This window comes from Pseudoalteromonas qingdaonensis (genome assembly GCF_038739665.1).
Classification (GTDB): domain Bacteria; phylum Pseudomonadota; class Gammaproteobacteria; order Enterobacterales; family Alteromonadaceae; genus Pseudoalteromonas; species Pseudoalteromonas qingdaonensis.
This window is the reverse complement of sequence record NZ_JBCGCU010000004.1, coordinates 68,340-93,241: the sequence shown is the minus strand read 5'-3', so window position 1 is coordinate 93,241 and position 24,902 is coordinate 68,340. Positions and strand designations below refer to the sequence as shown.

Genomic DNA, 24,902 nt, shown 5'->3' with positions numbered 1-24,902 from the left:
TGAATTAGTGGCGACGGCTTAGGATTTCTACAATCTCCAGACTGTTTTCCAGAACTCGGAAAATGTCGCCGTGCATATCAATAATCACGTGGCCATGGCGGTCGCGGCGCAGTACTCGGCCGTGACGGTATAGGTCGTAATCAATATGATGACCTACACGCCAGTAGCGGTCATAGCGGCGGTGGCTGTAATGGTCGCAGTAGTAGTGACGATTACGTTTATGCTTTTTATGATAGCCGTAGTAACGGCGGTCATGGTGACGGTCTTTTTTGTGCTTACGATCATGTTTGTCATGGCGTTTTCTGTCGCGTTCGTGGCGGTCATAACGCTTTCTGTCACCTTCATGACGATATTTGTGATCACCATTATCGTGATTCACCAGTTTTTTCTGTTGGCCCGGCGGTATGAAGTGTTCGGGTTTCGCCAGAGCTGCTTCTAGGGGTGCCAAACAAAATAATGCCGCACCGATAACAAATGTAGTGAGTCGCATAAGGACCTCCTTTTTCGGTCAGTTGACCTCTTTGTAATATCTTTACTCTAGGTGCGATTCCATGAACCCCAGATAAACCAAGGGATCCTTTACATTTATTTACACGACCCAAAAACTATTAATGAAAACTGAACAAAAGTACGCAGATAAAAATCCCTACACTATACTTTTTCCTTACCACCGCGAGCCCTACTACCAACAACCAACTCTAAAGAATCCGGCTCGATAACCTTGGCTAAACAGTTGTAGGAACCAACTTGGGCAACAATGAAAATAACATCATCTTGCTTTTCGATTGTGGCGGACTTTGCAATGCTGTCTTCCCTCGTCATTTACAGCGCTACCTGGACTTGCATATAGACGAGTTTGCGTTTCGTACCAGTGTCGGAGTTTTGGACTTTGGCGCCCTGCTTTTAGATGAGCATTATTGGGTGAAGACCGAATGCGAGAACGGCGAATATCAGGGTGACTTACATGTGTGCTGTGGTGAGCAGGCCTACATTATGGTGTCTTTGCAGCGATGCCAGTCCGGCTATCAGCAGCTTAGTAATGCCGAGCGTCTGAAAACCATAATCGACAGCACCCGCGCTGGCACCTGGGAGTGGAACTGTCAAACCGGGGAAGTGATCTTAAATGAGCGCTGGGCGCAAATTCTCGGCTATACCCTGGAAGAGCTCTCCCCCATCTCCATAGATACCTGGCTGGAGTTTGCCCACCCGGATGATATTAAACGCTCCAACAGCGCCCTAGAGCGCCACTTTTGCGGTGATGACGAGGATTACCTGTGCGAGGTGCGCTTAAAACATAAGGATGGCCATTGGGTCTGGGTGAGGGATTGCGGCCGGGTGGCAACCCGTACAGCCAATAATCGGCCGGAGTGGATCACCGGCACTCATATAGATATCACCAACCGCATCAATACTATTAACGAGCTACAAAAGGTACGTAACGAGCTCAACTCCATTATCGACAGCCTGCCGGCGGCGGTGTTTAAAAGCCCGCTTAATCGGCTTGGTCACTTTACCTATATGTCGGCCGAGGTAGAGCGCATCACCGGCTATAAGGTCGCCAACATACAGGGCAACAGCCATTGGTGGTTGGCGCAAATACACCCGGAAGACAGAGAAGCGCTGCAGGCCGAATATAATCATTGGCTTGCCCAGGGTGCCCGAGGCGTGTGTAAGTGCGACTATCGCTTTCGTCATAGTCAGGGCCATTATGTGTGGTTGTGCGAGCATAGCCAGCGCATTAAGGCACCTAAGGGCTATAATGGTGAGCCGGATGCCCTGGTAGGTTCCCTGTTCGATAAAACCGAGAACATGAGCCTGCATACGCGCATGGATGCCTTGGCGCAGATCATCCCAGGTATGATTTATCAGTTTGTGCTGACGGCCGGGCGTTCCTGGAATTTTCTCTATGCCAGTGAAGGGGTTAAACGTATTTTCGAGGTAACGCCCGAGCAAGCACTGCAAAACCCGGCGCGCATGTTAAGCAAGGTAGTCCATAGCGACAGAGGGAAAATGCTTGAAGAAGTTGTGCACTCGGCGGCCAAGCTGGAAGATTTCGAATGTGAGTTTAAAGTCACCCTGAGCGTTGGCTACAAATGGCTGTTTGCCCATGCCATTCCGCAGCGACAAACCGACGGTGGCATTATGTGGACCGGCATGGTGATAGATATTACCGAGCGCAAGCTGCTGGAGCTGAGATTACGTAAAGAGTCGACGACCGATCCCCTGACAGGGCTTTATAATCGCCGTTATTTCTTTGAGCAGTTACAACTGCGCCTCGACCAAGCGGTGCGCGAGGAGCAGCCATTGGCCTTGATCATCCTCGATCTCGACCTGTTCAAGCAAATTAACGACAATTTCGGCCATCATGGCGGCGATCAGGTGCTGCAAAGCGTGGCTCAACTGCTCAATACGGCTATCCGTAAATATGACATAGTGGCCCGCATCGGCGGCGAAGAGTTTGCCATTATTTTGCCCAATACCACACAGGAGCAAGGGGTGGGTGTGGCGGAAAAAATCCGCGGAAAAATTGCACAGGCCAGCATTTGCATTAATCAGCAAATGGTCGAGGTCACCGCCACCTTAGGTGTGGCCAGCACCGAATACACCAAGGCCCAGGTTAATGCCCTGTTTAAACAGGCAGATTTGTGCCTGTATCAGGGCAAACGCTTGCGGCGTAATTGTGTGATCAGCGGTCAGTCTTAGCCTTGATCCTGTGCCTAAAAAACTGATGAGTTGACGGCCAGCGGCGCTCCTCTTTAACCACTAGATACTGAAATCATTAGAGTTTTATTGGCTTACCCTAGCAGCCTTGTGCTAATCTGGCCGCCTCAAGCCAAGGATTGGACACACTATGGACACCGCACAACTTCTAATCAATCTACTGTTATTCGTATTTCTACCCTTATGGGGCATTGCCGGGTTTGTCGACTGGTGCTGCCATCGCGCCACTAAAATAGAGCAGACTTCCGGCCTTAAAGAGTCTCTGATGCATTCGGTGATGGGCATTCAAGTGGGCATTCCCATTCTTATGTGTTTGCTTTATCGCGTCAATGTGCTGGTACTGCTAGTGTGTTTAGCCGCCTGGCTGCTGCATGAGTTTGTCGCCCACTGGGATGTCTCTTATGCCAGTGACAAACGCCATATCAGTATCTGGGAGATGCATGCGCACAGTTATCTCGCCACCTTGCCCTTATATATGCTGGCGCTGATCGCAGTGGTGAACTGGCCCGTGGTCATCGACCTGGTAACCTTTAATTGGCAGGGACAAATGCACCTGGTGCCCATGACTTACCCCCATGGCGGCTCCTGGTTCTTACCCGGCTATCTTACCTTTATGGCCCTATTGTGCGTGTTCCCCTATCTGGAAGAAAATATTCGTTGTCTACGAGTTAGCTTAAAAGGACGTTAATATGGGTGTCTATATCACCAGCAGCGGTCATTATTTACCCGGCGATGCGGTAAATAATGAGCAGATCGAAGATGTACTCGGGCGCGTTTTTGGCAAACCCAGCCGCTTAAAAAAGCGCATCTTGCAGTCTAACGGCATTAAAACCCGCCATTACGCCATAGATAAAGAGCACAACACCTGCATTTCTAATGCGGCCATGGCCGCCGCAGCCGCGCAATCCTGCTTAGAGCAAAGTTATATTGATAAGCACAGCATAGGCCTGCTTAGCGCCGCCACCAGTCAGGGGGATTTGGTGCTGCCGGGCTTTGCGTCCATGGTTCAGGCCGAGCTAGGGTTAAGCGATGTGGAAGTGCATTCCAGCCATGGTATTTGCTCCAGCAGCCTGATGGCACTAAAGGCTGCCTATATGCAGTTGCTCGCCGATGAACACAGCCAGGCTCTGGTGGTCGCCAGCGAGTTAGCGTCACGCCTGTTTAAGGCCAGTCGCTATGAAGCAGCCAATGCGCAGCTGGACTTTAATGCCGAGTTTCTACGCTGGATGCTCTCCGATGGCGCCGGCGCGCTCTTGCTTGAGCGCAGGCCCAGGGGCAAGTGTTTCAAAATAGAGTGGATCCGCAGTTTTTCTCACGCCGATGCCTATCCCGTGTGTATGTCAGTGGGCAAAGCTAATAACAAGGAGCGCTCCTGGCAGGATTACCCCAACTATGCCGAGGCCGAAGCAGACGGCGCTATTTTGCTGCGCCAGGATGTGCGCCTACTCGACAACATAGTTAAGCTCGGCGTCGATGGTTTTTTACGCCTGCTTGATGAGGGCCGTTTAACCGTGGATGGTATCGATCATCTGTTGTGCCACTATTCCTCTGATTATTTTCGTAAGCCGATATTCGACATGCTGAAACGAGCAGGTTGCGAGATCCCCGAACATAAGTGGTACACCAATCTCTATGAGCGCGGTAACACCGGCTGCGCCTCTATTTTTATAATGCTCGACGAGTTTAGACGCACTCAGGAATATCAGGTTGGCGACACCCTGGTGTGCATGGTGCCGGAGAGCGGTCGTTTTAATAACGCTTATATGAAATTAACCGTGGTACAGTAGTAACAACATGGAGCAGCATGTTTTAAGTGACAACGGCCAGCGCTGCTTGCAAGGCCTGATGCGTATTTGGTTCGACTTTGAACGTCAGCTGGGGCGAGTGCCTATTATCGCCCGCCTGCAGCGAGGCCAGTTTGAGCAGCAAGACTACCAAAAACTACTGCTTAATCTGCGCCAGCAAGTGATCGAAGGGGCTCGTTGGATCACCCGCACCGCCTCAAGTTTTGATCGAGACTACGCCGATGTGCGCGCCATAGTGATCGGCCACGCTCAAGAAGAACACCGAGATTACGAGGTGTTAGAGCAAGACTATGTTGCCGCAGGCGGTACCCTGGAAGACATAGTTAAGGCACCGCGCAACGCCGGCAGCGAGGCTCTGCATGCCTTTCTTATGTACCGAGGCTCACAGCCCAACCCGGTGGACATGATAGGAGCCATGTGGATCATCGAAGGCTTAGGGCACAAGATGGCCAGCGACTGGGCTAAACAGGTTGAGCATTGTCTGCAAATAGATGGCGACTATACGCGCTTTATGCGCTATCACGGCGATAACGACGATGCGCATTTAGAAAAGCTCTACCGACTTATCGACCGCGTCAGCCATAGCGAGCAACAGGTCGAAGCGATTTTACGAACCGCCAAGGTAGTGGGCCGTTTATATACGCTGCAACTGGAGGAAATCGATGGCTAAACAGCAATATTCGGCTCTACTCAAAGCGCTGGCAGTGGACAACTCCATTCCCATCGAGCAGGCCGCCGTGGATTTATGGTTAAAAGACGTCAATAACCCGTTGCGCTGGTTGGTAAGGCCGCTGTTTCAAGCATTTTTTGTGCTTTTGCTGCATCTGGTCTGGCTGTTTAAGCGCCTGCCGCTGCCGCAATTCAGTGCCCACGGGCCACTGCAAAAATTAATCTGTTGGTTCTGTCGCCACTTTGTTAGCCGCGAAGCCAACCTATTGATTTTAAGACATTATGCTACCGAGTCGAATATCCTCAATTTCATCATAGACAACACAGGCAAGGACGCGGTAACACCCTTGGCTCTGTATCCTAAAACCATAGAGGATATGAAGTACGCCAGTTTTGTCGAGCACGATCAGTGCTTGTTTAGTGCCTTTGCCGAGCTCGGTCATTGGCAACGCCTGGAATCTCCTAAGCAAACACTTAACTGGACGCACTGGCAACCGGTCAATATGGATGATTTTAGGGTGGAAAAACGTTGGACCCAGTTTCTAGACTTTGAAAGCGCTCACGCCCTGTTTATGTGCTTATTTTGCTTACTGTTGAAAAAAGACGAGTACCGCGATGCCATCAACGGCTTTAATCTGGACCAGTCTATGGCGGTGCGCATAGGTCAGATGATTGGCGACCCAACCCTTACCGAAATGGCCTATAACAAGCATCCTTTATATCTGGTTGGCCCGTGGAACCTGGGGCAGCGTTTTCTGATGCACGGCTTCTTTACCGAGTATATGTATGCTCGTTTAGAGCAGTTGAGAGAGCCACAAACGGCACCTCAGTGTGCAGAAGAAAAAGCCGAGTAATTCTCGGCTTTTATTTAGGGTCTGTTTATCTTTGCGGTTTACTTTATGTTCAATCTAAACGCATTCTGATCACGACGCTCGTTATGATGCATAGTCATTCTATGTTCATCGCGAGCAACACAGAGCAGGATGCGTTTAGGTGAACCCGTAGGGCAGCGTTTGTAGCGCATTTCTACTGTGTTGTTACATGTTTATGTAGAATAACTACACCACACATGTGCCGCCTTGTACAAATACACTACAAACTGCTGCAGAAACAAACAACAAAGGTCAACAGACCCTAGCTATCAAAGCGGTTCGTTAACTTTAACGACCATTTTGCCGAAGTTACGGCCATTGAGTACGTCGTTTAAACCTGCGGGTGCATTTTCAAGACCTTGGAGCAGGTGCTCTTTGTACTTGATCTTGCCCTCGCTCACCCATTGGTGCATATCGGTGGCGAACTCTTCATAACGGTGGCCGTAATCATCATAAATAATAAAGCCCTTCATGGTCATGCGTTTTGCCAGCACCTTGCCCATTAACAAAGGCATACGATCCGGGCCAGCCGGGAGTTCGGTATCGTTGTAATGCGCGATCAGGCCGCACAAGGGAATTCGCGCCTTAGTGTTAAGCAAAGGCAATACCGCATCGAATACCTTGCCACCAACATTCTCGAAGTACACATCTATGCCCTTGTCGCAGGCTGCGGCTAATTGCTCGGCAAAATCATCGGCCTTGTGGTCAATACAGGCATCAAAGCCAAGCTCTTCAACCACATAACGACACTTTTCTTCGCCACCGGCAATGCCTACTACCTTGGCACCTTTAATTTTCGCGATTTGACCCACGTTGGCACCCACGGCGCCGCTGGCCGCAGCAACCACTACGGTTTCACCTGCCTGTGGCTGACCAATATCCAGTAAGCCCATGTAAGCGGTAAAGCCTGGCATACCTAAGGCGCCCAGAGCCCAAGATGGCTGGGCTGGGCTCTTACCCAGATTGATCGCCATCTCACCTGTGCTGATGGCATAGTCTTGCCAGCCGTTAATAGACAGCACCCAGTCACCTGCGGCGTAACCATCAAGATTAGATTCAACAACTTGCGCTACTGTGCCACCAATCATCACCTCGCCAAGAGCCACGGGATCCGCATAAGACTCCGCATCGCTCATGCGACCGCGCATATAAGGGTCGAGGGAAAGATAAACGGTGCGCAGCAACATTTCACCTTGTTTTGGACTTGGGATCTCCCCTTGGTGCATACGAAAATTGTCGGCTACGGGCTCCCCTACCGGACGTGAATTCAACAGAATTTGACGATTAACTGTATTCATTATTAACTCCTAAACATTCTTGAATGGTTACTCAAGTATAATTGGGGTGGTCATTCGGCTTTCAAGACGGCAAAGCGTTGCAAAATGTAATCTTAGGTAAAATAACTTTACCTTGGTTTATTTTTGTCCATCTACTGTGCCAACAACGATTTTTCCATTGCTGGCGATTAAGTAAACAAAAAAGGGACGTTTAGAGTGCTTTAGTACGGTATAAATTGACTTTAAGTCATTCCATTGCCAGATTTAACTTATTGAGGCTAAAGGCTTTGGAGCACAGTATGGCGAATTGGTTAGAGGCAAAAGTAAAACGGCTGATATGGTGGAATGAAAAGCTATTTAGTTTAGTGGTCACCGCAGACATAGAGCCATTTACGGCTGGGCAATACACCAAGCTGGCGCTGCAAATTGGCGATGAGCGCGTAGCAAGAGCTTATTCCTTTGTTAATCCACCGAGCTCAAAGAACCTGGAGTTTTACCTGATCAAGCTCGATGATGGCACCCTTTCCGCAGCCCTGGCCCGCTTAGAGCCCGGTGACAGCGTGCAAATTGCCGCCAAGAGCCATGGCTTTTTCACCCTGGATGAGGTGCCAAGCGCCGAGCAGCTGTGGATGTTAAGCACAGGCACCGCCATAGGCCCGTTTTTATCTATGCTGCAAGAGCAACAGGTATGGCAACAATTTCAACATCTGGTACTGGTACACTGTGTTCGTCACAGCCAGGATCTCAGCTATAAAGAGATGATCCTGGAACTACAGGAGCAATACCCACAATTACATTATGTGCCCGTGGTCACCCGCGAACGCGATGCCACACCACTGACAAAGCGCATTCCGCAACTTATTACAAGCGGTGAGCTTTTTACACATGTTCAGCTTGAAGCCAGCCCGGATATGGCACAGTTTATGATTTGCGGTAATCCCGACATGGTCAAAGAAACCAGTCAATGTTTAATGGATTTAGGCTACAATCGCAACCGCCGCCGCAGCCCGGGGCAAATAACCGTAGAGCAATACTGGTAGTAACCAAAGGACTAACACCCATTATGAAAACCCATATTGTCGCTATCTTGGCAGCCCTGCTTTGGCAACCGGCACTGGCCAATGAAAGCGCAGAGCCGCTAAGCGCCCAAGCCAGCGAATTGGTTGAGAATCAACTCGAACAGCAAACTGCAAAGAAACTAAGCAAGGCGCAACAACAGGCCGTCGCCGTTGTTGATGCCCTGCTAAGCGCTTACAACGACAAGGATATCGATACCTTTATCAGCTATTTTGCCGAAGACATTTCCTTTTATATGTTCCCGGAACAGCTGATGTTTAGCGGCAAGGAGCAATTAATTGCCCGCTATGGCGCCATGTTTAAAAGCCTGCAATGCGTCAAAAGCACACCCATTAAGCGCATAGTTCATGGTAAATACGTGATAGATCAGGAGCTTTCCGAGTCATGCTCCAAAGACCCCGAGGTAGTAGATAAGCGTGGCGAAGTGGTTGCCAGCTATGAAATCAATAATGCCAAGGTAACCAAGGTTTTGTTTTTTAAAGGGAAATAGCCCCTTGTAGGTCGGTGCTGTGGGCGAGGCTTTAGCCTTGCAAAGGGTTAGTGCCAGACCTTATCGACAATAAGCTCATGTGTTGTTCGATTGTTTAATTGTTTAATTGTCAGACTAAAGTCTGACCTACAGAGTCTGACCTACAGGGCCTCGCCTACAGGCAATAGGCTATCTGTAGGCGAGGCTTTAGCCTTGCAAAGGGTTAACCGTTCACTATATCGTTAAAGCTGGCGTTATCGTGCAGGCTGGCAAAAGCACTTTCATGAAGCAGCTCATTACGCAGGTTTGGCGAATATTCCAAGGCCATGCGGATATCCGCCAGGGCATCGCTGTGCTCATGAAGCAGCGAGTAAGCACAGGCGCGCTGCCAATAGGCATAGCCATAATCCGAATCGATATCCAAGGCCTGATTACACAGCATAATGGCCTGCTGGGTATCGCCTAACTCCAATAAAGCATCCGCCTTGTAGGCAATAGCTTCAACATCCTCAGGCTTGCGGGAAAGGATTTCGTCATAGATCTCCACCTTAGTACCGTAATCGCTTTCAAGATTGGCACGCATCCATAAGGAGTGGATTTCATTGGTAATGGTGATCTTTTTCTGATTATTGAGGATGGCTTCAGAGCGCTCACGCAGCTGACTCTCTAACCCGGCCAGTCGCGATTCGTACTCTTCCGTAATGGCTTTTACCCGGGTGTTAACTATATCTTCTACCTTGTTTTTCACATCACGCAATGAGTTCCAGCCCACCAATACCAAGATGGATACTGTGGCGGTAATAAGAATAAAGAGGTTATTCATTGTGTCTGTGGTGTAGCCAAGGGCGCGGTCGGCGGTGTCCAACTGGGCATGGGCTATTTTTTCAACGTATTCGGCGCGCAGTGCCTGCTGATCCTTACGCACGGCCTGTAATTCATCAAGAATAAAGCGCTCAATCAAGGGACGGTACATGGGCCCATCCAACTGTGAAACCGATTGCTGCGCCTGAACTTGCTGCTCTTGAGAAAGCCCTTTGGCTTGCTGCTCGGGGAGCGTAACCGGCTCTTGCTCGGCCTGTGCCCACGCATTTTGCGCCATTGAAACACTCAAAATAACACCAAAAAACAGGTAACTCGCCCATTTCAGCATGCTTAGATCCTTTTTCTCTTATTTTTGCAGCCCCTATGATGCCAGCTTGGCAGCGTCCAGGCAAAAAAAAGCCAGCTACAAATATAGCTGGCTAACCTGCTTAACAACAATAAAGGTTCAAGGAACATTAACAGGAGTGAATGGCCATAGTATTGCTTACACACTGAACCTATACTTAATTGATAATACAGTGAGTTATACCTTTTTTTGCTGCTAGATTCGCCAGTATTTTAAGGCATAATAGGTAGCCCTTGTGCCACTTTACACTGGCGTTTTCGTCAACGCATTAGGCTAGATTAACGCGGTAATTGAGGCTCCCTTGAGTGAAGAGGCTCTCAATACAAAAGTGAAAATGCGCAGTTACCATCTGGGCTTAGGTAGCTTCATATGGGCAACACAAGGCCCTAATTATACCGCTTTATTTCATAATTGATTTGCAACTGGGAAAATGTGGGCTTTACTTCCTTATATAAGGCCGTTTTCGGCACGGTAGACAAGAACACAGATAATAATAACGCGTTGACACGGCAGGGAAGTTTGCCATTGACGCAAGGTTTACCTAGCTTGTAGGGTATTGATAAGGGTAAGGACTCACCGGATCATGCTGACTTAGGATTATAAATGTTTGATATAAACAAAATTTACAAGGGTAGGCTTTTTTTGTTTGCTGTGGCCGCCTCAGCTTTATCCACCTTATCTATCATACTGTTTTATAAACTTTTTTATAATGACCTAAGCGACACCACCAAGGTGCTCTTTCTACTGGGCTCGCAGCTGCTGCTTACCCTTAGCTTATTACTTTTTGTATGCAATCGAGTCGATAAGCATGCGAACATTATCAAACGGCTACTCAACTCCATTAATGATGTGGTGCTGATAAAGGACTATCAGGGCAACTTCCAGTTTTGCAACGACACCATGGCCAAGCTGTACAACAGCTCACCGGAACAAATGATAGGCAAAGATGACCTTGATTTTATTGATAATAAAGAGCAGGCCGATTTCTTCAGGGAAAATGTTCAGGGCATTATGCGCCGCTTTGAAATAGAAGAAGTGTACGAGTCGGCCACCGATGTAAATACCGGCGAAATCCGTCATTTTCACTCCGTAAAGGTACCATTTCACGACGTTCGCGACCGTCTTCATATTGCCGTTATCGCTAAAGACATCACCGAAATCACCCGCTTAAAAGAAGAGGCAGACAGAAACAAAAAGCGCTTAGAGCATGTGTTGGACGTATCCGAAGAAGGGCTGTGGGAATGGAACGTGCAGACCAATCAGGTGCTGCATAATCACCAGTGGGAACTGATCACCGGCATTGAACATAGCGACAAGTCATTTAAGGAATTTGAGCAATGTATCGTCCCTGAAGACCGACCCATGGTTACCAAGGTGCTGAAAACACTGATGCGCAACCACCAGCCCTATAGCATTGAGTTTCGTATGAAAAAGCCCAATGGCGAGGTGATCTGGATTTGGGACCGCGGCCGTGTTGCTGAGTTCGACGACAATAACCAGCCGCTGTGGCTGGTAGGCCTGGCACTGGATATTACCGAAGAGAAAAACAATCAGGATAGGATAATCAACCTTGCCTATTATGATCAGCTCACCGGCTTACTAAATCGCACGCGATTGGAAGCTGAGTTAGAAAAAGCAATAAAATCTAATCAGAAAACAAACAGTTATAGTGCGCTCTTGTTTCTCGATCTGGATCGCTTTAAGTTACTCAACGACAGTTTTGGCCACCATATAGGTGATCAACTACTCAAGGTAGTGGGCGAGCGACTTAAACACATTAATCAGGGCCAAGGGATTATTTCCCGCTTCGGTGGCGATGAATTTGCGATTGTACTTCCTCAGCTAAATAATGTTCCGGGTGAGGCACTGCGCACCGCAGAGCACTATGCCGAGCGGGTACTTAAAGAAATTTCCAAGTCGACATCCTTAGCCAGCGATGTGCAGGATATAGATATCGACTACTCGATCACCGGCAGTATTGGCGGTGTGGTGTTTACCGCCGATGATCTGTGCACCATGAAGCTGCTGCAACTGGCTGATATGGCCTTGTATCGCACCAAGGCCAGCGGCGGTCAAAAAGCGATGATTTTCGACACCAATATGCAGGATGAACTGCGCCAAAGAAGTGAGCTGCAAAAAGCCATACATGACTCCATCGCCAATCGCGATTTTTGCATTTATCTGCAGCCCAAATTCGATATGAAAGCCACCCTGATTGGCGCCGAAGCCCTGCTCCGCTGGCAGCACCCTACTTTGGGGTTACTCTCTCCCGATGTGTTTATGCACATGGCCGAAGAAAGCAACCTGATCGTGCCTATGGGCGCCATAATGCTCGAACTCGCCTGCCAGCAGCTAGAGCAATGGCAGCATCAGGCCCATAGCAAACACCTGCATCTAGCGGTTAATCTAAGTGCTAAAGAAATTTGGCGCGCCCACTTTGTCGAAGACTTTATTAAGGTGGTGCAGAAATACCAGATTGACCACAGCAAGCTGGTCGTTGAAGTAACCGAGTCCGTGCTTATTCGCGATATCAATGATGCCACCGATAAACTCAATAAACTCAGAAAGTTTGGCGTTTCCATCGCTCTTGATGACTTTGGCACCGGCTACTCATCATTAAGTTATTTGCGCTCCCTGCCCATAGACGAAATTAAAATCGACCGCTCCTTTGTGCAAGACATGGTCACAGATAAACATGCCCACCTGGTGGTTAAATCCATTATTGATTTGGCGAATAACTTTAATTTAACCGTGGTCGCCGAAGGCGTTGAGACGCCAGAGCATTTTAATCTGTTGAAAAACTACCGGGTGGATTATTACCAGGGTTACTATTTTAGCAAGCCAGTATCGGCAACAGAGCTTGAGCATTTGTTTATGGCCCCAGATAGCAACAAGGCCAGGGTTGAGAAAAATAGCAGCCCACAGCTAGCTTCAGCGGTAATAATGGATTAATAAAAGCAATAAATGGAGCCCAGAGCATGACCGAATTATCCGCAGCAGCGTCACACAATACAGACGATAACTGGCTCGAGGCCGAAGTCTGTTATATCGAGTTAGAAGGTGGCTTTTTTGGCCTAGTTACCAAAGATGGTAAACGCCTGCTGCCGCTAAACCTGCCGGCACAATTTTCAAAGCCCGGCGCCAAGGTCAAACTGCGCGGCCATGAGCAGCGTGAGGTGATGACCATACAGCAATGGGGCACCCCCTTTCACGTCATTGAGATAGCATTTGCCCACCCCGATGGCGCAGATAACAAGCCTTACAATTCATTGATTTAAAAACTTTTTTAAATTCGCACCGCAATCAGTTAACCTGGGTTTGATCGACTAGAAGTGTTCGATTCGCTATGATCGATTCAATATGATCGACTCGCGACAATCGCCTAAGTTTCGATAGCTGTTAACCACCAAATTCAAGGATGAACAAATGAAGTCACGCCGATTTTTCAAACCCCTGGTGTTTGTAATTTTCCCGTTATTGGCCCTGGTTATTGGTGGCCTTGTTACCTACAGCTACACCCCGTACAGCCTGACAATCAAGGATGTTACTCTAGATCGAGACACAGGAACCTTAGTCAAATACCAGGGCGAGTACGGCCCGCGCACCTTTATCTCGGACTATGTCGCCGTACGTATTCCCGATACCTTGGATGGTGTTGTCATCACCCATATAGCGCCTTCGGCATTTGAGCGCAAAAAGCTCTCCAAAGTCATTATTGGTGATTCGGTGATCCATATAGGTAAACGCGCCTTTTGGGACAGCAATCTCAGTAGCGTTAAGCTCTCGGCCTCACTTACCCATATCGGTGAAGACGCCTTTAAATTTAATGAGCTAGTGAGTCTTAAACTACCAGAAACTCTAACCCGAATTGATGCCGGGGCATTCGAGTACAATAAGCTGACTCAGGTTAATCTACCCGACTCACTGAGTCACTTGGGTGCGGATGCCTTTCAGGTCAACAAGCTTATCTCGGTGGCTATTCCCGCGGCAGTGACGAGAATTGAGGAAGGCACCTTTGAGCACAATACCCTCACGGCCATCACATTGCCAAAAACACTGGAGCATATTCACTATTCCGCGTTTCGCTATAACCGCATTGAAAAGGTCAACGGCAAGATCACACATGGGTTTATTTATGGGGAAGAGTCTAACCGCACCTTGATTGCCTATGGCGGCGAGCGCAAGGCCATTACCTTGGCCGATTCGGTCACCAGCATTGCCCCTCATGTCTTTGATTGCCAACACCTAACAGCCGTCACCCTGCCAGACTCACTGATCCATATAGGTAGCAGCGCCTTTGATAGTAACGAGCTCACCGAGGTGATCCTGCCCGACTCCGTTACTTCGATTGGCAGTTATGCGTTTTGGGGGAATCCGACGGCCGAGATAGCCGCTCCGGCAGCACTGAAAAGTATGGGCACCGACGCGTTAAAAACGCGCCTGCACCCAAGTTGGAACAATTTGGATGAGCTCAGAAGAAGCCTATGCATAGTTGATGAGCCAGCCTAACCCGTGCTTATTCACTGGCCAATGCATAAAGCTCATCTAGATCGCTGATGTAGATTTTTTTACGCTGCACCTCAAGCACGCCTTCATGTTTTAAGCGGGTAAACTCGCGGCACACCGCCTCGGAGGAAACCCCGAGCAAATTAGCAGTGTCGGTGCGACTCATGGGCAGCTCAAAGCACAAGGTCGGCACCTTAAAACTACCAAGACACCCATCTAAATTAGCTAGACACCCATCTTAATAAATTAGCTAGACACCCATCTTAAATCTCAAAGAAACTACCAAGACACCCATCTTAAATCTCAAAGGAAAACTACCAAGACACCCATCTTAAATCTCAAAGTGTAAGAGTGGCGAAAATTACCAAGACACCCATCTCAGAATGTGAAGGATAAGTAAATTAGCTAGACACCCATCTTAAATCTCAAAGAAACTACCAAGACACCCATCTTAAATCTCAAAGGAAAACTACCAAGACACCCACCTTAAATCTCAAAGTGTAAGAGTGGCGAAAATTACCAAGACACCCATCTCAGAATGTGAAGGATAAGAGTAGGTGTCCATCATAGCCTTCATCACTAGAGTGGGTGTCCTTGATAACCCTATTAGAGTGGGTGTCCTTGATAACCTCCTAGAGTGGGTGTCCTTGATAACCTCCTCGATAACCTTCCTCGGAAAGCCGCGATGAACCATTTTTGCCATAAATATCCACCGCCACCGACTTTGACAAAACCAGAAACAACTGCTTAATTCTTCTGTTAAATATGTAATAAAGATGATCCAGGTCATGCCGGTTTTTAGGGAGTAGCTAATACTGGTTATGGTTAATTTTTACAGTGCTCGATTTAACGCTGAGCTGGTACACCCCATCACATCGCGAGCCTGTATACCTGTGTGTATTCAAAAACAAAGTATGCACACAACTAAATGAAAGGGTTAATAACCCGACAACACACGGAGTAAGGACTATGGGTGTAAAAACACTGTGGATCACTCTGGCTATCACGGCCTCTACCTACCTTGGCGCAGCTTCGGCACTCCCCGTTGAAGACGCCGTACTTACTGCTCCCCCGCATGTGCCCCCGGCCATTAGCCGTGATCATAATGCTCGCGTTGTAGTGCATCTGGAAACAGTAGAAGAAATCGGCACCATGGCCGATGGTGTAGAATACGTGTACTGGTCCTTTGGTGGTACCGTACCGGGCAGTTTTATACGCGTTAAAGAAGGTGATGAGATTGAGTTCCATCTTTCCAACCACCCTAGCTCGAAAATGCCACACAATATCGACCTGCACGCGGTTACCGGGCCTGGGGGTGGCGCAGTTTCATCCTTTACCGCTCCGGGACACACATCTACTTTTGCGTTTCAGGCCCTAAACCCAGGTTTATACGTGTATCACTGCGCAACTGCGCCGGTAGGTATGCACATTGCCAACGGCATGTATGGCCTTATCTTGGTTGAGCCAAAAGGTGGCCTGCCTAAGGTGGACCGTGAATACTATGTGATGCAGGGTGATTTCTACACCAAGGGCAAATACGGTGAAGCAGGCCTGCAACCTTTCGATATGGAAAAAGCCATAGAAGAAAACGCTGATTATGTGGTCTTTAATGGCGCTGTAGGCAGCCTAACAGGGGAAAACTCCTTAACCGCTAAAGTTGGCGAAACCATCCGCCTTTATGTGGGTAATGGTGGCCCTAACCTGGTGTCTTCTTTCCATGTTATCGGTGAGATTTTCGATACCGTGTATATCGAAGGTGGCGATGCGAAAAACCATAACGTACAAACTACCTTAGTGCCTGCTGGCGGCTCGGCCATTGTCGATTTTAAAGTGCAAGTACCAGGCAATTTGATCATGGTGGATCACTCCATCTTCCGTGCCTTTAACAAGGGTGCACTGGGTATGATCAACGTCAAAGGCGAAGAAGATAAGGTGGTGTATTCAGGTAAGATAAGCGAAGCCATCTATCAACCAGAAGGCTCAGCAATTCAAAGCATTGAAGGTGAATACCAGGTTGCTAAAGCGCAAAACAAGGAAGATAAAATCACCTTTGGTAAGCGCATTTACAACGCTAACTGTGCTGCCTGTCACCAACCGAATGGTGAAGGTATACCTCAAGCCTTCCCACCGCTGGCTAAGTCTGACTACTTTAACGAAGATCCTATTCGTGGTATCAGCGCCATAGTTCATGGTCTTGAAGGCCCGATTAAGGTCAACGGCGAAAGCTTTAACAGCGTAATGCCGGCCATGCTGCTTGATGACGACGAAATTGCCAACGTTTTAACCTTCATCTTAAACTCTTGGGATAACAAGGGTGGTGAGATCACGGTTGAGCAAGTGCAAAAGGTTCGTAAGCAAAAAGCGCATTAAGGCAAGAGCGAATATGCTTAGCACCTCCATGCTACTGGTATCTGTTTCACTGGCTCTAAGCGGGGCCAGTGATCAGGTGTTAGTTAAAGGCGGCGATTATCGCCCCCTGTATATGAGCAAAGACAGCCCGATGCAATCGGTCGCCAGTTTTTACCTCGATAAATACCCGGTGACCAATCAGGCATTTTGGCAGTTTACCCAAGACCACCCGAGGTGGCGTAAAGAACAAATGGCGGCACTTTTTGCCGAGCCCACCTACCTGCAACACTGGCAGCAACAGCAAGGTTCAGCGCCCTTTAGTTCCCCTAACGCCCCGGTGACTCATGTATCCTGGTTTGCAGCCGATGCTTATTGTCGAACCCAAGGCAAACGCCTGCCCAGTGTGGCCGAGTGGGAACTTGCGGCCCTGGCCAGCGAGACTCAAGCCGATGGCTCAAAAGAGCCGGGATATAAACAAAAAATCTTAACCTGGTACAGCACTCCAAGCAAAGGCGCCCTGGCCGATATCGGCTTAACCGAGAGCAACTTCTGGGGAGTGTACGACCTTCATGGTTTGGTATGGGAATGGACTCAGGACTTTAACTCCTCCTTGGTGACTGGTGAGTCTCGCGCCGACAGCGCCATAGATACCAAACTCTTTTGTGCCGCCGGCGTCACTGGCGCCGTTGACCCAGGTGACTATGCCGCCTTTATGCGCTACGGCTTTCGCAGTAGTTTAGAGGCCAAATATACCCTTCCCAATTTAGGTTTTCGCTGCGCCGCCAATGTGGCATCAGCACCCGGAGAAGAAGATGAAAAAATTCACTAGTTTGCTAATAACATCCACACTTTTATTATTTTCCAGCGCGAAAAGCCTTGCCGGCGATTCAGCTGGCGCACTAACCGCTGAGCTACCTGGCGATTCTATTTATCACCTTAATAGCCAGTGGCAAACCCAGGATAATCAGGCCCTTAACCTAGCGGCTTTGCAAGGGAAGAAACAGCTGGTCAGCCTTATTTACACCCATTGTCTGCACACCTGCCCAACCATAGTGATGACCATGCAACAGGTGCAGCAATCGCTTCCGGCCGAGCTGCAAAACGACGTCGGTTTTGTTTTAGTGTCTTTAACACCGGACTCGGATACCCCTGAAATGCTTAAGTCTTTTGCCGAGCGCCGCAAGCTGACACCCGATCATTGGACCTTGCTAACCGGCGACTCTCAGGATGTCAGAGCCCTGGCCATGGCGCTTAATATCAAATACCAAAAAAGCGATGACAACGAAGTGGCCCACTCCAATCTAATGACGCTATTGGACGAGCAAGGCCGAGTGGTCTTTCAGGAAATTGGCGATGTAGAAAAGGCCAAACCAACCCTGAAACGCATAGTGGAAATGCAATAAATTGTAGGTCGGCGCTGTGCGCCGACATCGTGACAATATTGCACATTTGTCGGGATAAAATCCCGACCTACAGGCTGACAACTAACAACCTTGCAAGGCTAAAGCCTCGCCTACAGATAACCTATTTCAGCCTTAGCCGCCAAGGATGGCGGCAAAGCAAGTTTTTGAAAAACATCCCTTTATAGATTTCAACTAAACTATACCTAACAGCATCTTATTACTATCTGCCCCTAACCATCGGCGAGCTACATGAAATTGAGATACATCCCGTTGTTTTGCGCCTTACTCACTAGCTTGCTGGCATGCACCGACAGCGACTCAAATACCGCTTTCGGTATTCTTGAACGTGACAGGGTGACCTTGCTGGCCACCGCCAATGAGGTGATCACAGCTCAACCCATTGCCGAAGGTTCTGAGGTCAAAGCGGGCGATATCCTGGTTGAATTTAATCAAACAAAACAATTGGCCACCTTAGATATGGCCAAGGCGCTTGAACAGCAAGCCCAGATGCAGCTGACAAAATTACTCAATGGCGAAAGAGCAGAAGACATTCGCGCTGCTGAGGCAAACCTCAGCTCGGCAAAGGCTCGTGCCCATGAGGCCGAATTGCAGCTTAAGCGCGCACATGAGCTGGTAGCAAAATCCCTAGCCTCACAAGCAGAGCTGGATAACGCCATTGCCGGGCGAGATTCAGCCAAGGCGGCGGTCGAGGTGGCACAGCAAAGCCTCAACAAGCTGCAAAGTGGTGCCCGCCTAGAAGATATTCAACAGGCCAGAGCGGCACTCAAGGCGGCGCAAGCGGATGTGCAGTATAAACAAGCCCAGTTAGCGGATATGACCATAAGAGCCTCTCGCGATGGCATCTTAGACTCACTCCCCTACAACATAGGCGAGCGGGTGAAAGTAAACAGTATAGTGGCCATCATACAGGCCAACAGCACCCCCTATGCCAGGGTGTATGTTCCCGAGCCATACAAGGCGAAAATGGCCGCCGGTAAAGAAATCATGGTGCGTATCGATGGAGTGGAAAATGAAGTCGCCGGCATTATTCGCTGGGTGTCTGTGGAGCCCGCCTTTACCCCCTATCGCAGTATGAGCGAAGGCGATCGCTCGCGCCTTGTGTATCTGAGTGAAATTGACTTACCGGCAAGCACCCAGGCCCTGCCTGCGGGCATTCCCGTGCAGATTAAGCTGCACTAAGGAAGCGCCTGGCATGAGCGAATTAGTGATTAAGGCTCATAATGTCACCAAGCAATTTGGTGACTTAAAAGCCATCAACAATATTTCGCTGAATGTGGAAAAGGGCAATATTTATGGCTTTTTGGGCCCCAATGGCTGTGGTAAATCAACGGCCATTCGCGTACTTACCGGGCTACTCACCCCTTCTACTGGCCAGGTTGAGGTGTTAGGGCTGAGCATCCCAAAGCAGGCGGACGCATTAAGGCTGAAGATAGGCTATATGACCCAGAAATTCTCGTTATACGAAGATTTAACTGTGGCAGAAAACCTGCTTTTTATGGGGCAAATTTACGGGATCAGCAGCGCCCAACTCAAAAATCGCTGCCAGGAGCAGATGCAAACCTACGGGCTGGATAAATTACAAAAACAGATTGTCGGCGGCATGAGCGGCGGGCAAAAACAGCGTTTATCCTTGGCCTGCGCCACCATTAACAAGCCCGAACTCTTGTTTTTAGATGAGCCCACCTCCGCCGTAGACCCGGAAAACCGCCGTAATTTTTGGGAGAAGTTATTCGACTTATCCGAGCTAGGCACCACCATCTTGGTCACCACTCACTATATGGACGAAGCGGAGCGTTGCCATCGTTTGGCGATTATGGAATCCGGAGTGATACGAGCCGATGGCTCGCCGGAAGAATTGATGCGCACTATGGGGGTGAACATAGTGGAAGTGAAAACCACCAGCCTGCGCTCGTTAAAATCTAAACTGATCGCCAATAAGCAGGTGCGCTCTGCCGCGCAGTTAGGAGTACGGCTTAGAGTTTTAGTCGATGAGCAAGTAGCGAACCCTATCGAGTGGCTTAAATCTCAATTCCCGGAATTACAGCAGGCGGAGCTGACCCTGGCGCGCCCCACCTTAGAAGATGTATTTGTGAGCGTGACCGGAGCGAGCCGAACATGATCTCCTTTGTCCGCATTCGCGCCGTGATGTTCAAAGAAGTCAAGCAGTTGGCTCGCGATCGCCTCACCTTTGCCATGATAGTGATTATTCCCCTAATACAGCTGCTGTTGTTTGGTTATGCCATCAATACCGATGTGCGTCATATCCCTGTCGCCTTGGTCGACCAAAGCCATAATCAAACCGGTCGCTTACTGCTTGAAACCGTGCGCGCAACCCAGATAGTTGATTTTAAAAAGACGTTCGAGACCCCAGAAGAAGCAAAAGCCGCCATACAAGCCGGTGAAGTGCGAGCCGTGCTGGTTATTCCCCATGATATCAACCAACGCTTGGAACAAGAGCGGGCACTTGCACACTGGCTGGTTGATGGCACCGACAGCGTTATTGGCGGCGCTATCTCTGCCTTGCAGAATATGCCTTTTACGCTCGACCCTAAATCTGCCAATGGTCGGCAAGCCTTGGTGAGTGCCAACCACACTTTTGAAATCGCCCTGTATTACAACCCCAGCCGCAGAACAGCGGTAAATATAGTGCCCGGCTTACTTGCCATCATTTTGAGCATGACCATGGTGCTGTTCACCAGCATTGCCATAGTGCGCGAGCGGGAAAGGGGTAACCTGGAGCTGTTAATTAACACCCCGGTTCGCCCCCTTGAGCTGATGATAGCCAAGATTGTGCCCTACATTTTCGTCGGCTTAATTCAGGTGGTGATCGTTTTAGGCTTAGGCCACTTTATGTTTGATGTGCCGATTAATGGCAAGCCTCTGGAGATTTTATTGAGCTCTCTGCTGTTTATTTCCGCCAGTTTAACCTTGGGGCTGTTAATTTCGACCTTTGCCAAAAACCAGTTACAGGCGATGCAAATGACCCTGTTCGTTTTGCTACCGTCCATTTTACTTTCGGGATTTATGTTTCCCTATGAAGGCATGCCCGTTGCGGCACAATGGCTTGCTGAAACTCTGCCCGCAACTCACTTTATTCGTATGATCAGAGGCTTGGTGCTGCGCAGCGCCGAAATCAGCAGTTTATGGCAGGACTCACTCTGGCTTGGCGCCTTTACCGTTTTCGGCATTATTTTTGCTGCCAGACGTTTCACCAAAAGGCTGGATTAATCCCTTGTAGCGCTTTGTAACAAAACCGGCGTTTTCATTTCAAAAAAATTGGCATATGGTGTGTTCAACACAGAGAAAAGGACGCAGTGATGAAAGAATTACAAAAATTAGTGGGCAGCCTGAATAAATCAGGGGCGCTCAGTGGCTTTTTAGGCGGCGTGGCCGGTGGTGGACTAACCAGCCTGGCAACAAGCAAAAAAGGCAAGAAGGTGGGTAAAAAGGCGCTTAAATATGGTGCCCTTGCCGCCGTTGGTGGGCTTGCGTGGAAGGCCTATCAGCAATACTCGCAAAAAAGTGAGACCGAACAAGCTGGTCAGGTACAAAGAGAATACCCACCGCAATCGGCTCAGGGCGCACACTCGGCCAAATCAGTCCAGGACACCCACTCGACCAATAACAGTGGCCGTACCTTTGATTACACCCCGGCACGCATGCCAGAGCAAGCCTTTACCGAGGTGGTCGATGATAACAATGAGTCGGGGCAATTACTGCTTATGCGGGCAATGATAGCCGCCGCCTATGCCGATGGCCATATCGACGAAGCTGAGCGCCAAAAGATTTTCGCAAGCGTAGAAAATATGGAACTCACAGTCACAGAAAAAGCCATGCTCTTCGATGAGCTGCGAAAGCCCATGACCTTATCCGAGCTAGTAAACACAGTGCCGGATGCGCAAACCGGCATAGAAGTGTATGCCGCCAGCGTCACTGCTATCGACTTGCAACAAGCCGCTTCAACTCACTACCTGGAAGCACTGGCTAATCAGCTTTGCATTCCCACAGAATTGGTCGCCAGTATTCATAATCAATTGGAACATCAGTAGTACGCCGCGCGACATTAACTCACCATTGAGCCCCGCCCGAGTGCGGGGCTTTTTTGTCCCTGTTTCTCCTTAACCCTAAAGTACCAATCCCAATATTGAACATTGCCATGGCGCAAAAGGCTCTAGACTTAGGAAGTTAAGCTGAACTGTGCGACGGTTCTTGGTTACCTATTTGGACATCTTCTTTTAGTAATTAAGAGCACAGTAACGGGCGTAAGGTCAGGATCTACCCTTGTAGTGGTGCCAACAGGAGATAATTTAAAAACTCAAAAGGAGAGAAAAAGTGCAAAGTTTTAATCGTCTTTTGTTGTCGCTGTTATTTGCCCTGATTTATAGCCATGCTCTGGCCGCACCCGATGATATGGTGTTCCCCAGCCGCTATGATATCCCCGCCTATGCTCCCGATCGGGTGCTGGTAAAGTTCAAACCGGGCACCAAGGCTGGGGAGGTTCGCCAAATGGCGGCCATGGCCGGCGGCTCGCCACAAAGAGTCATATCCCAGCTCAATGTGCATGTTATTAAAGTGCCCGTGGGCAGTGTCGGCAACAGTATCAAGATGTTCAGCAATAACCCCAATGTGCTCTACGCCGAGCCGGATCACTATCGGGTCTTGATGATCCCCGACGAAGGGCAAGATCCACCGCCTACCGGCACCGACAATCAATGGTTTAACGAACAATGGGGCCTGAATAATACTGGGCAAATGCTGCTCAACCCGCAAACCGGAGTGCAGGACCTAGTTGGCCGGGTAGATGCGGATATAGATGCGCCAGAAGGCTGGGATATCAGCACAGGCTCCAATCAGGTGAAAATTGCCATTCTCGATACCGGTATCGACTGTCGCACTGCCGCTCGTCCCGGTGGCAGCCTTGAATTTATTGCTCCTGGAAAATGCGTTGAAGAAGTCAGTTTTGTTACCGATTACAGTACCACGGTCGATGATGTTGCCGCTCACGGCAGCCATGTAGCGGGTATCGCTGCGGCGGCCACCAACAATGATATCGGCATTGCTGGGGTGGGCTGGAACAGCGCCGTGGGCAACCTTAAAACCTGTTTTGAATACACCATAGATCTCATGCCACCACTGGGAATTTATGTGATAGTCGGCGTCTGCCCTGTGTCCTCGTCCGCAGCGGCGATCACCTATGCCGCCGATAACGGCTATCATGTGATCAATATGAGCTATGCCAGCGATGCCGTAGATGAAAGCGGCGAGCCTGCTGGCCTCGGCGGCTGGACACAAACAGAGTCCGATGCCGTTGACTATGCCTGGAGCAGAGGTGCTGTGCTGATCGCAGCAGCGGGCAATGATGGTGTTAACACCCTCTCCTATCCGGCGGCATACGACCCCGTATTGGCCGTAGGCGCTACGGAGCGAAATGATGACAGGGCTTCATTTTCTAATTTCGGTAACTGGATATCCATGATGGCGCCCGGCGACCATATTATCTCCACGGTTCCCAATGAGATCTGCGTTTTCTACGCGGAAATACTAGGAACAATTTTTGACCCTGATAACGATGCCTGCCTGGATTGGTATTCCGGCACTTCCATGGCCAGCCCCTTTGTTGCCGGCGCCGCGGCTGTGGTCTGGGCGCACTTTTATAGCGATGGCCTAGCCGACCCCAGTAGCTGCGAAGCGGCTCCGGGCGTGCCCTGTAACCAGGCGGTGCGTGAACGCCTGGAGCAAGGTGCCGATGTCAGTGGCGCCGGAGGCCAGAATATGCAGGCTTGGTCACTCAACGGACGCCTAAATCTGGCCGGCGCCCTCAATGCCAGCAGCAACCCGCTGCCACCTCTGACGCCGGGAAATTTTGTGGTGCTTAATGGTAGTGATGGCACCGCAGTCATAAGTTGGAATGATGTGAGCGATGAAAGCGGCTATGAGCTGCAACGAGAAAAGGCTCATAAAAAACAAGCCGGTGTATGGCAATCCACCACTTCTATTGGCCCGCTAAGTGCCAACCAAACAGCCTTCGTGGATGCCAGCGGCACCGGCACCTTCCGCTATCGCCTACGCGCCTTTAATAACAGCGGAGCATCAAATTGGTCGAGCTGGATAAATATAGATGTCACCGCAAGCGGTGGCGGCAGCGGCGGAGGCGGAGGCGGAGGCGGCGATAAGCCCTGTCGCGGCAAAAAGTGCAGCAACTAGTTGCTACGCAATAAGCGATAAGCACTAAGCGTTACGCACAGACGTAATAGACACAAAAAAGCACGCTAAGCGTGCTTTTTTAATTAAGGTTTGTTGAGCTTTTAGTGCCCTTTTCCTCTATCTAAAAGCCAAAAAAAAATTACCAAGACACCCATCTTAAAAATTAGCTAGACACCCATCTTAAACCTCAACGTGTAAGAGTGGCGAAATTACCAAGACACCTACCTCAGACAGTGAAGGATAAGAGTGGGTGTCCTCGATAACTATAACTACTGCCACCTCTGATACCTGGTAATTTTGCGGTGCTTAAAAAATTAGCTAGACACCCATCTTAAACCTCAACGAAATTACCGAGACACCC

General features: G+C 49.4%; 22 protein-coding genes. 18 read left to right on the top strand and 4 right to left on the bottom strand.

What is annotated here, in order from left to right; all coding sequences use genetic code 11:
• Positions 1-4: 4 nt before the first annotated feature.
• Positions 5-490, bottom strand: a complete 486-nt coding sequence (locus tag WCN91_RS05225) for a hypothetical protein (protein ID WP_342676961.1) — start codon at positions 488-490, stop codon at positions 5-7.
• 257 nt (positions 491-747) lie between these two features.
• Between WCN91_RS05225 and WCN91_RS05220 the strand changes: the two genes are divergently transcribed.
• The 5 genes from WCN91_RS05220 (at position 748) to WCN91_RS05200 (ending at position 6,049) form a co-directional block, all read left to right on the top strand.
• On the top strand, positions 748-2,703 hold the full coding sequence (locus WCN91_RS05220; protein WP_342676959.1) for a GGDEF domain-containing protein: 1,956 nt from the start codon (positions 748-750) through the stop codon (positions 2,701-2,703).
• A gap of 148 nt (positions 2,704-2,851) precedes the next feature.
• Complete coding sequence (locus WCN91_RS05215; protein ID WP_342676958.1) at positions 2,852-3,409, top strand: diguanylate cyclase; 558 nt, start codon at positions 2,852-2,854, stop codon at positions 3,407-3,409.
• A 1-nt stretch (position 3,410) separates the two neighbouring features.
• Positions 3,411-4,508, top strand: coding sequence for a beta-ketoacyl-ACP synthase III (locus WCN91_RS05210; RefSeq protein WP_342676956.1), 1,098 nt, complete (start codon positions 3,411-3,413; stop codon positions 4,506-4,508).
• Positions 4,509-4,515: 7 nt separating this feature from the next.
• Positions 4,516-5,196, top strand: coding sequence for an iron-containing redox enzyme family protein (locus WCN91_RS05205; RefSeq protein ID WP_342676954.1), 681 nt, complete (start codon positions 4,516-4,518; stop codon positions 5,194-5,196).
• Positions 5,189-6,049 (top strand): DUF6999 family protein, encoded by an 861-nt coding sequence (locus WCN91_RS05200; RefSeq protein ID WP_342676952.1) that lies wholly within the window; start codon positions 5,189-5,191, stop codon positions 6,047-6,049. Before WCN91_RS05205 ends, WCN91_RS05200 begins: the two co-directional genes overlap by 8 nt.
• A 287-nt stretch (positions 6,050-6,336) precedes the next feature.
• Here the strand turns inward: WCN91_RS05200 and WCN91_RS05195 are convergent, their stop codons facing one another.
• Positions 6,337-7,365, bottom strand: a complete 1,029-nt coding sequence (locus WCN91_RS05195; RefSeq protein ID WP_342676950.1) for an NADP-dependent oxidoreductase — start codon at positions 7,363-7,365, stop codon at positions 6,337-6,339.
• 278 nt (positions 7,366-7,643) lie between these two features.
• Here WCN91_RS05195 and WCN91_RS05190 point away from each other — a divergent pair, with 278 nt between their 5' ends.
• Both WCN91_RS05190 and WCN91_RS05185 read left to right on the top strand, forming a co-directional pair.
• A complete protein-coding gene (locus tag WCN91_RS05190) occupies positions 7,644-8,384 on the top strand; it encodes a ferredoxin--NADP reductase (protein ID WP_342676949.1) in 741 nt (246 codons plus the stop codon).
• A gap of 23 nt (positions 8,385-8,407) precedes the next feature.
• Positions 8,408-8,911 carry a nuclear transport factor 2 family protein gene (locus tag WCN91_RS05185; RefSeq protein WP_342676946.1) on the top strand — a complete coding sequence of 168 codons (504 nt, stop codon included), beginning with the start codon at positions 8,408-8,410 and terminating at the stop codon, positions 8,909-8,911.
• Between the two features lie 202 nt (positions 8,912-9,113).
• Here the strand turns inward: WCN91_RS05185 and WCN91_RS05180 are convergent, their stop codons facing one another.
• Entirely contained in the window at positions 9,114-10,040 is a 927-nt protein-coding gene (locus WCN91_RS05180) for a tetratricopeptide repeat protein (RefSeq protein ID WP_342676944.1), read from the bottom strand.
• Positions 10,041-10,661: 621 nt separating this feature from the next.
• On the opposite strand from WCN91_RS05180, the gene WCN91_RS05175 reads away from it, so the two are divergent.
• The 3 genes from WCN91_RS05175 to WCN91_RS05165 all read left to right on the top strand — a co-directional run bounded on the left by WCN91_RS05175 (position 10,662) and on the right by WCN91_RS05165 (position 14,567).
• The gene (locus tag WCN91_RS05175; RefSeq protein WP_342676942.1) at positions 10,662-13,010 is read left to right on the top strand and encodes a sensor domain-containing protein; all 2,349 of its coding nucleotides are present in this window, start codon (positions 10,662-10,664) and stop codon (positions 13,008-13,010) included.
• Positions 13,011-13,036: 26 nt separating this feature from the next.
• Complete coding sequence (locus WCN91_RS05170) at positions 13,037-13,336, top strand: hypothetical protein (RefSeq protein WP_342676940.1); 300 nt, start codon at positions 13,037-13,039, stop codon at positions 13,334-13,336.
• Between the two features lie 148 nt (positions 13,337-13,484).
• Positions 13,485-14,567 carry a leucine-rich repeat domain-containing protein gene (locus tag WCN91_RS05165; RefSeq protein WP_342676938.1) on the top strand — a complete coding sequence of 361 codons (1,083 nt, stop codon included), beginning with the start codon at positions 13,485-13,487 and terminating at the stop codon, positions 14,565-14,567.
• Positions 14,568-14,574: 7 nt separating this feature from the next.
• Here WCN91_RS05165 and WCN91_RS05160 read toward each other — a convergent pair whose 3' ends face one another.
• Positions 14,575-14,757, bottom strand: a complete 183-nt coding sequence (locus WCN91_RS05160) for a helix-turn-helix domain-containing protein (RefSeq protein WP_342676936.1) — start codon at positions 14,755-14,757, stop codon at positions 14,575-14,577.
• Positions 14,758-15,533: 776 nt separating this feature from the next.
• Between WCN91_RS05160 and nirK the strand changes: the two genes are divergently transcribed.
• The 8 genes from nirK to WCN91_RS05120 all read left to right on the top strand — a co-directional run bounded on the left by nirK (position 15,534) and on the right by WCN91_RS05120 (position 24,541).
• On the top strand, positions 15,534-16,934 hold the full coding sequence (gene nirK, locus WCN91_RS05155; protein ID WP_342676933.1) for a copper-containing nitrite reductase: 1,401 nt from the start codon (positions 15,534-15,536) through the stop codon (positions 16,932-16,934).
• A gap of 13 nt (positions 16,935-16,947) precedes the next feature.
• Positions 16,948-17,742 carry a formylglycine-generating enzyme family protein gene (locus tag WCN91_RS05150; protein WP_342676931.1) on the top strand — a complete coding sequence of 265 codons (795 nt, stop codon included), beginning with the start codon at positions 16,948-16,950 and terminating at the stop codon, positions 17,740-17,742.
• A complete protein-coding gene (locus tag WCN91_RS05145; RefSeq protein ID WP_342676929.1) occupies positions 17,726-18,316 on the top strand; it encodes an SCO family protein in 591 nt (196 codons plus the stop codon). Before WCN91_RS05150 ends, WCN91_RS05145 begins: the two co-directional genes overlap by 17 nt.
• Positions 18,317-18,565: 249 nt before the next feature.
• Positions 18,566-19,516, top strand: a complete 951-nt coding sequence (locus WCN91_RS05140) for an HlyD family secretion protein (protein ID WP_342676927.1) — start codon at positions 18,566-18,568, stop codon at positions 19,514-19,516.
• 13 nt (positions 19,517-19,529) lie between these two features.
• Complete coding sequence (locus WCN91_RS05135; protein ID WP_342676925.1) at positions 19,530-20,456, top strand: ABC transporter ATP-binding protein; 927 nt, start codon at positions 19,530-19,532, stop codon at positions 20,454-20,456.
• A complete protein-coding gene (locus tag WCN91_RS05130) occupies positions 20,453-21,565 on the top strand; it encodes an ABC transporter permease (RefSeq protein WP_342676923.1) in 1,113 nt (370 codons plus the stop codon). Before WCN91_RS05135 ends, WCN91_RS05130 begins: the two co-directional genes overlap by 4 nt.
• An 89-nt stretch (positions 21,566-21,654) precedes the next feature.
• Positions 21,655-22,386, top strand: a complete 732-nt coding sequence (locus tag WCN91_RS05125; RefSeq protein WP_342676921.1) for a tellurite resistance TerB family protein — start codon at positions 21,655-21,657, stop codon at positions 22,384-22,386.
• 283 nt (positions 22,387-22,669) lie between these two features.
• Positions 22,670-24,541 (top strand): S8 family serine peptidase, encoded by a 1,872-nt coding sequence (locus WCN91_RS05120; protein WP_342676919.1) that lies wholly within the window; start codon positions 22,670-22,672, stop codon positions 24,539-24,541.
• The last annotated feature ends 361 nt before the right edge of the window (positions 24,542-24,902 follow it).